The organism is Nocardiopsis chromatogenes YIM 90109 (assembly GCF_000341185.1).
GTDB lineage: Bacteria > Actinomycetota > Actinomycetes > Streptosporangiales > Streptosporangiaceae > Nocardiopsis_A > Nocardiopsis_A chromatogenes.
The window spans coordinates 67,646-75,879 of the sequence record NZ_ANBH01000118.1; the positions used below are offsets into that span (position 1 = coordinate 67,646).

General features: G+C 79.0%; 1 protein-coding gene. It reads left to right on the plus strand.

From position 1 onward, the window contains the following. Positions 1-32: 32 nt before the first annotated feature. Positions 33-8,012, plus strand: a complete 7,980-nt coding sequence (locus tag D476_RS0112360; protein ID WP_017624252.1) for a type I polyketide synthase — start codon at positions 33-35, stop codon at positions 8,010-8,012. Positions 8,013-8,234: the final 222 nt, after the last annotated feature.

The following is an 8,234-nucleotide window of genomic DNA, read 5'->3' on the forward strand; positions in this document are numbered from 1 at the left end:
CTCCCCCCGACATCCCCGAACGGAGACGCCGCATGGCCGACGATGCGAAACTCCTCGACTACCTCAAGCGCGCCACCGCCGACCTGCGCCGCACCCGCGGGCGCCTGCGCGAACTGGAGGAGGCGCGCCGCGAGCCGATCGCCGTCGTGGCGATGGCCTGCCGCTACCCGGGCGGCGCGGACACGCCCGAGGACCTGTGGTCCCTGGTGCGCGGCGGTGCCGACGCCGTCACCCCGTTCCCGGGCGACCGGGGATGGCGGGACGTGCGCGGCTACGCCGACAGCGGGGGCTTCCTGGGGGGCGCCGACGCCTTCGACGCGGCGTTCTTCGGGATCAGTCCGCGCGAGGCGGCGGCGATGGACCCGCAGCAGCGGTTGCTGCTGGAGGCTGCCTGGGAGGCGGTGGAGCGGGCCGGGACGGACCCGACCGCGCTGCGCGGCACCCGCACCGGCGTGTTCGCGGGCGTGAGCCACCTGGACTACCGGGAGTGCGCGGCCGGGGCCGAGGACGAGGCCGAGGGGTACCTGCTGACCGGGTCCGTGGGCAGCGTCGTGGCCGGGCGGGTGGCCTACGCCCTCGGGCTGGAGGGGCCCGCGATGACGGTCGACACCGCGTGCTCGTCGTCGCTGGCCGCGGTGCACCTGGCGGTGCGGGCGCTGCGGAGCGGCGAGTGCGACGGGGCGCTGGCGGGCGGCGTGACCGTGATGAACGGGCCCTCGCTGTTCGAGGAGTTCTCCCGGCAGGGGGCGCTGTCGCCGGACGGGCGGTGCCGCGCGTTCGCGGCGTCGGCGGACGGGACGGGGTTCGCCGAGGGGGTCGGGCTGCTCATGCTGGAGCGGTTGTCGGATGCGGTGCGTGGCGGGCGTCGTGTGCTGGCGGTGGTGCGGGGGTCGGCGGTGAATTCGGATGGGGCGTCGAACGGGTTGACGGCGCCCAGTGGTCCGGCGCAGGAGCGGGTGATCGCCGATGCTCTGGCGGATGCGGGGTTGGGGCCGGGCGAGGTGGATGTGGTGGAGGCGCACGGGACGGGCACCAGGCTCGGCGACCCCATCGAGGCGCACGCGCTGATGGCCGCCTACGGGAAGGGGCGGGAGCCGGGGCGGGCGCTGCGGATCGGGTCGGTGAAGTCGAACATCGGGCACACCCAGGCGGCGGCCGGGGTGGCGGGGATCATCAAGACGGTGATGGCGCTGCGCCATGAGGAGCTGCCGGGGTCGCTGCACATCGACGCGCCGACGCCGCATGCGGACTGGGACGGCACGGTGCGCCCGGTCGCGGAGAACGAGCCGTGGGCGCGCGACCCGGGGCGGCGGCGCCGCGCGGGGGTGTCGTCGTTCGGGGTGAGCGGGACCAACGCCCACGTGATCCTGGAGGAGGCGCCCGACCCGGACGAGACCGGCGAGGGCGGCGGCGCGGAGGCGGGCCCGGCCCGGGCGGGGCGGACCGCCGCCGCACCGGGCGGCCGAGCGCCGGGCGCCGAGGAGCGCTCCGGGGAACCGGCCCGGGAGCCTGCGGGGGCCGGTGCGGTCGACACGGCCACCGGTCCCGGCGGTGCCCCGGGGGGCGTTCGGGGCGACGGCGGACGTCCCGTCGCCCCGGCCGGGGCCGGGGGAGTGCACGGCCGCAGCAGCGGAGACGCTGATCCCGGCCGATCGGGCCCGGCTCCGGGCCGAACCCCGGGGCGGCCGTCCTCCGGCGGGCCCACCGACCCGCTCCCGTTCGCGCCCCGGCCCGGTCGGCCGCTGCCGTGGGTGCTCTCGGCCCGCACCTCCGACGCCCTGGCCGCGCAGGCCCGCAGGCTCGCCTCCCACCTCGCCGGGCCCGGGGCGGCGGAGGACCCCGCGGCCCTCGGGCGGGCGCTGGCGCAGTCCCGCACCGCCTTCGAGTACCGGGCGGCCGTCGTGGCCGGGGACACCGACGCCGCCCGCACCGGCCTGCAGGCCCTCGCCGAGGGGCGCACCGGACCCGGCGCGGTCCCGGAAGGGGGGCGGATCGTGCCCGGCGGGCGCGCCGGGGCGCCCGGCCGCACGGTGTTCGTCTTCCCCGGCCAGGGCCAGCAGTGGGAGGGCATGGCCCGCGACCTCCTGCGCGAGTCCCCCGCGTTCGCCCGCCGGATGGGCGAGTGCGTGGAGGCGCTGCGCCCGCACGTGGACTTCGAGCCCCTCGCCGTGCTGCGCGGCGACCCGGGCGCGCCCGCCCTCGACCGCGACGACGTCGTGCAGCCGGTGCTGTGGTGCATGATGGTCTCCCTCGCCGCCCTGTGGGAGTCGTGCGGCGTGCGCCCCGACCTGATCATCGGCCACTCCCAAGGGGAGATCGCCGCCGCCTGCGCCGCCGGGGCCCTGTCCCTGGAGGACGCCGCGCGGATCATCGCCGTGCGGGGCCGCGCACTGCTGGCCCTGGCCGGACGCGGCGCGGCCACCTCGGTCGGGCTGCCGGTCGGGCGGATCGAGGAGTGGATCGCCGACAACGGCGCCGAGCTGGCCCCGGCGGCCATCAACGGCCCCGAGTCCGTGGTGGTGAGCGGCGCCCAACGCGACCTGGAGCGGCTGGAGGCCTGGTGCTCCGCCCAGGGCGTGCACAGCAGGCGGCTGGCGGTGTTCTTCGCGGCGCACGGCCCGGCCGTGGACGAGGTGCGTGCGGACTTCCTCGCGGGCATCGCCGGGGTGGCGCCGCGCACCGCCCGGGTGCCGCTGGTGTCGTCGGTGACGGCCGGACCGGTGGACGGGGCCGAGCTGGACGCCGAGTACTGGTTCCGGAACCTGCGCCTGCCGGTGCTGTTCGCCCCGGCGGTCGGCCGCGCCGCCGAGGAGGGGGCGGGGCTGTTCGTCGAGGTGTCGGCGCACCCGGTGGCGCGGGTCGGGCTCGCCCAGACGCTGGGGGAGGCCGGGGCGGCCGTGGGCACCCTGGCGCGCGGGGAGGGCGGCCCCGACCGCTTCCAGGCGTCGTTGGCCGAGGCCCACCGGCACGGGGCGCGCCCCGACTGGGACCGCCTGTTCCCCGAGGCGTGTGGGCCCCACCCGGACCTGCCCACCTACCCCTTCCAGAGGCGGTCCTACCGGCTCCGGCCCGCGCGGCCCCGGGGGGACCTGGCGGCGGCGGGGCTGGAGGACGGCGGCCACGCCATGCTCGGTGCGGCGGTCGACGGTCCGGGGAGCGGGCGCATGGTGCTGACCGGGCGACTGGGCCTGGCCGACCAGCCGTGGCTGGCCGAGCACGGCACCGGCGGCAGGCCGCTGCTGGCGGGGACGGGCCTGCTCGACCTGGCCCTGCACACGGCCGCGGCGGCGGGGGCGCCGACGGTGGAGAGCCTGGAGCTGCTCGCGCCGCTGTGGATCCCCGCGACCGGGGACGTGCGCCTGCACGCCGAGGCCGAACCGGGGCCGGAGCCGGGGGCGTGGCGGCTGAGGATCCACTCCCGCGAGCGCGACGGCGACTGGCGCCTGCACGCGGAGGGCGTCGCGGTCGAGGAGGAGGCGACCGGCGGCGCCGAGGCGAGCGGGGCCGGTGGGGCGAGCGTGACGGGGGAGGCTGGGGGCCGTGGGCCGGGGGCGGTGGCCGACGACCGGCGGCAACCTGGCGCTTCCCGCCCTCCGGCGCCTGGGGATGGGGGCGGGCAGGCGCGGGCGGGTGCCCCGGCGGAGATCCCGCCGCCGCGCAGCGGCCCTGCCGATCCCGCCTCCGCCGTGTCAGGAACCGTGCAGGACGGCCCGTCGGAGGAGGCCGCACCGGTCTCTCCCGGTGACAGCGCATCCGCCCGCGGTGAGGCTGAGGGTGGTGCCGGGGCCGGTGTGCCGGGTGGTCGGACTGTCGCGTCCGCCCCGGCTGGCGCGGCGGGCGCAGAACGCGACGCGCACGCGCAGACGGCGCGGGCGGCATCCTCCCGGGGCCCGCATCCTCCGTTCCCTGAGCAGTGGCCGCCTCCCGAGGCCGACGAGATCCCCCTCGACTCCTCCTACGCCCGCATGGCCGGGATCGGCTACCGCTATGGACCCGCTTTCCGCGGCCTTCGGCGCGCGTGGGTCCGCGGGGAAGGCGTGGGGGCCGACGTCTACGGCGACGTCCGTCTTCCGGACAGTCTGGAAGTCGACGGCTACGGCCTCCACCCCGCCCTGCTCGACGCGTGCCTGCACGCCATGATCGCCGTCCTCCCCGAAGTGCGCGGCCCCGGCCGTCCCGGTGCGCGGGTGCGGATGGCCTTCTCCTGGGAGGGCGTCCGCCTGCACGCGGTCGGCGCCCGAGCCCTGCGGGTGCGCATTACCGAGACCGCCCCCGGCGTCCACCGGGTGACCGCCGTCGACCCCGCCGGTGCGCCGGTGCTCACCGCCGACGCCCTCACCATGCGGGAGGCGGCCGGTACCTCGGCGGCCGAGGCCGCGGGCGCCGCCGCCTACCGGCTGGACTGGCGCCCCCTGTCCGAGACGGAGGGTGCCCCCGCGCCGGGGGCGGAACACGCGGCGGGCCCGACCGGCCCGCCGGACCTGGCCGTCCCAGCGGTCCTCGGCGGGCTGCCCGCCCCTGTGGGCGCGACCGCCCACCCCGACCTGGCGGCCCTCGCCGCGCACATCGACTCCGGCGCCCCCGCCCCCTCCGTCGTCGCCGCGCCGGTGCCCGCCCCCGACCCCGGGATACCGCGCCCCCGCGGCGGCGCGCGCCCCGACCCGGGCGCCGAGGCGCGCGGCGCCGTCCGGCGCACCCTGCGCCTGATGCAGGCATGGCTCGCCGACGAGCGCTTCGCCTCCTCCCGGCTGGCCCTGGTCACCTGCGGCGCGGTGGCCACCCGCCCCGGCGAGCACGTCCCCGACCTGGCCGGGGCCGCCGTGTGGGGCCTGCTGCGGGCGGCCCAGACCGAGCACCCCGGCCGGTTCCTGGTCGTCGACACCGACCCGGCGGCCCCCGGCGTCCCCGACCCGGCCCCCGCGCTCGCCTCCGGGGAGCCGCAGGCCGCCGTGCGCGACGGCCGGGTCCTCGTACCGCGCCTGGCCCCGCCGCACCAGCGGCCCCCCGCCGACCCGGCCGACCGCACCTGGCGCCTGGTGCCGGACGGCAGCGGGCGCGTCGACGGGCTGGAGCGCCGCCCGCACCCGGGCGCCGACGGCCCACTCGCCCCTGACCAGGTGCGCATCGACGTGCGCGCCGCCGGGCTGAACTTCCGCGACCTGCTGCTGACGCTGGGCTACTTCCCCGGCGGGGAGCCGATCGGGTTCGAGGCCGCCGGGGTGGTCACCGCGGTCGGCGCCGACGTGGGCGACCTGGCGCCCGGCGACCGGGTCATGGGCCTGGTGGTGGGCGCGGTCGGACCCGTCGGCACCGCGCACCGGCGCACCCTCGCCCGCGTCCCCGACGGCTGGACCCTGGCGCAGGCCGCCACCAGCCCCGGGGTGTTCCTGACCGCCTACCACGCCCTGGTCGGCACGGCCGCCGTCCGCCCCGGCGAACGGGTGCTGGTGCACGCCGCCACCGGCGGCGTCGGCATGGCGGCCGTGCAGATCGCCCGCCACCTGGGCGCCGAGGTGTACGCCACCGCCGCCGCGCACAAGCGGCACCTGCTGCGCGCCGCCGGGCTGCCCGAGGAGCGCATCGCCGACACCCGCACCCCCGGCTTCGCCGACCGGTTCCTGCACGCCACCGGCGGGCAGGGCGTGGACACGGTGCTCAACTGCCTGACCGGGGAGATGCTGGAGGCGTCACTGCGCCTGCTGCCGCGCGGCGGACGCTTCGTCGAGCTGGGCCGCACCGACCTGCGCGACCCCGCCGAGGTGGCCGAGTGGCACCCGGGCGTGCGCTACCACTCCCTGGAGCTGCCCAAGGTGTCCCCCGAGCGCATCGGAGACATGCTCACCGACCTGCTGTCCCTGTTCGAGCGCGGCTACCTGCGCCCGCTCCCGGCCGCCTGCCTGCCGGTGGGGGAGATCGGGGCGGGCATGCGGCGGCTGCAGATGGGCCTGAACACCGGCAAGCTCGGACTCACCGTGCCGAGGCCGCTGGACCCGGCCGGGACCGTCCTCATCACGGGAGGGACCGGCGCTCTGGGCGGCCTCGTCGCCGAGCACCTGGTGCGGGGGCACGGGGTGCGGCACCTGCTGCTGCTGAGCCGGAGCGGCCCGGACGCCGACGGGGCGCGGCGGCTGGTGGACCGGCTGCGGTCCCTGGGGGCCGACGCCGCCGTCCGGGCGTGCGACGTCGCCGACCGGGCCGACCTGGAGCGCGCCCTGGCCGAGGTGCCGCCGGACCGCCCGATCACCGGTGTGTTCCACGCGGCCGCCGTGGTGGAGGACGCCACCGTCGAGGCCGAGACCCCCGGGCGGTCCGGCCGCGTGCTCGCCGCCAAGGCCGAGGCCGCCTGGGCGCTGCACGAGCTGACCCTCGGCGACGACCTTGCGGCGTTCGTGCTCTTCTCTTCGGCGGCGGGCGTCCTCGGCAGCGCGGGGCAGGGCTCCTACGCCGCCGCCAACGCCTTCCTCGACGGGCTCGCCGCACACCGGGCCGCGCTCGGGCTGCCCGCGCTCTCCCTGGCCTGGGGCCTGTGGGACGTGGAGAGCGGGCCCGCCGGGCGCCTGGGCCGCGCCGACCAGGCGCGCATGGCGCGCGCCGGGCTGGTGCCCATGCCCGCCGACGCCGGGACCGGCCTGCTCGACACCGGCCTGGCGGGGGAGCGCACCCATGCGGTGCCGATGCTGTTCGACCCCTCGGGGCCGCGCGAGCACGCCCGCCGCACCGGGGCGGTGGCCCCGCTGCTGGGCGACCTGGCGGCCCCGGCGCGCCCACGGCGGCGGGCCCTGCGGGCCGCGGCCTCCGAGCGGGCGCGCACCCGGCCGGACACCGCCGCGCTGGCCGCGCTCCCCGAAGGCGAACGGCGCGCCGCGCTCCTTGAGACGGTGCGCGGGCACGCCGCGGAGGTGCTCGGCCACGCCGACCCCGCGGCGGTGCCCGCCGACGCCGAGTTCCTGGAGTCGGGGTTCGACTCGCTGACCGCGGTCGAGCTGCGCAACCGGCTCGCCACCGACCTGGGGCGGCGGCTCCCCGCAGGGCTGGCCTTCGCCCACCCGACACCGGAGCGGCTGGCCGCGCACCTGGCGGAGGTGCTGGCCGCCGACACGGCCGCCCCTCCCGCCCCCGCCCCGCCGGCGGCGGGCGAGGGGAATCCGTCCCGGGAGGGGCACGGCCTGGTCGACCTCATGCTCCGTGCGTGCAGGACCGGCCGGGCGGCCGAGGGGATTCGGATGCTGGAGGCCGCGGCGGCGCTGCGCCCGGTGTTCGAGTCCGCCCTCGACGCCGGGGACGTGCCGCCGCCCAAGCGGCTGGCGGCGGCCGGGTCCGACTCGGCGCCGGTGCTGGTGTGCGTGCCGTCGCTGCTCATGAACTCCGGACCGCACGAGTACGCGCGCTTCGCGGCGGCCGTGGAGGGGCGGGCCGAGGCGGTGTGCCTGACCCATCCGGGGTTCTCGGCGGGTGAGCGGCTTCCGGCGGCGGTGGACGCGCTGGTCGAACTGCACGCCCGCAACCTGCGCGAACGCGTCGACGGGCGCCGGTTCGCGCTGGTCGGGCGGTCGTCGGGGGCGTGGGCGGCGCACGCACTGGCCGCGCAGTTGGAGAGCACGGGCGTGCGCCCGGCCGCTCTGGTGCTGGTGGACCCGCCGATGCCGGACGACGAGCGCCTGTACGAGGTGGCGGCCCGGGTCCTGCTGGAGGGCGAGGAGGAGATGCGCCTGGCCGACGACGCGCGGGCGACCGCGAGCGGCGGCCACCTGGCGCTGTTCCGGGGGTGGGTGCCCGAGCCCGTGGCGGCGCCCGCGCTCGTGCTGCGCCCGGAGGACGGCGCCCCGGGGGATGAGGGACGGAGCCACCGGTTCACCTGGGAGCCCCCGCACGAGGAGGCGGTGACCGGCGGCGACCACCTGACGATGCTGGAGGGGCGCGCCCAGGACACGGCGGCGGCGGTGCTGCGGTGGCTCGAAACGGTGGAGGACGACGGCGCGCAGTCGCCGCGCCAGTGCGAAGCGGTCCGCTAAGGAGGGGGAAGGGACCGGTGGCGGAGGTGGGCCTCCGCCACCGGTGCCCGGTGATCGGTGTCGCGCGGACCGTCCGCCCGCGGCCGCCGGAGCGGAGCGACAGCGGCTCAGCAGATCCCCCGCTCGCGGGCCTCGGCCGGGCGGCGGGCCGCCGGAGTGTGAGGTGGAGAGCGGCGACGGCGGAGCAGGCGGTGCCCCGCTCCCCGGCCCCGACCGGGCGGC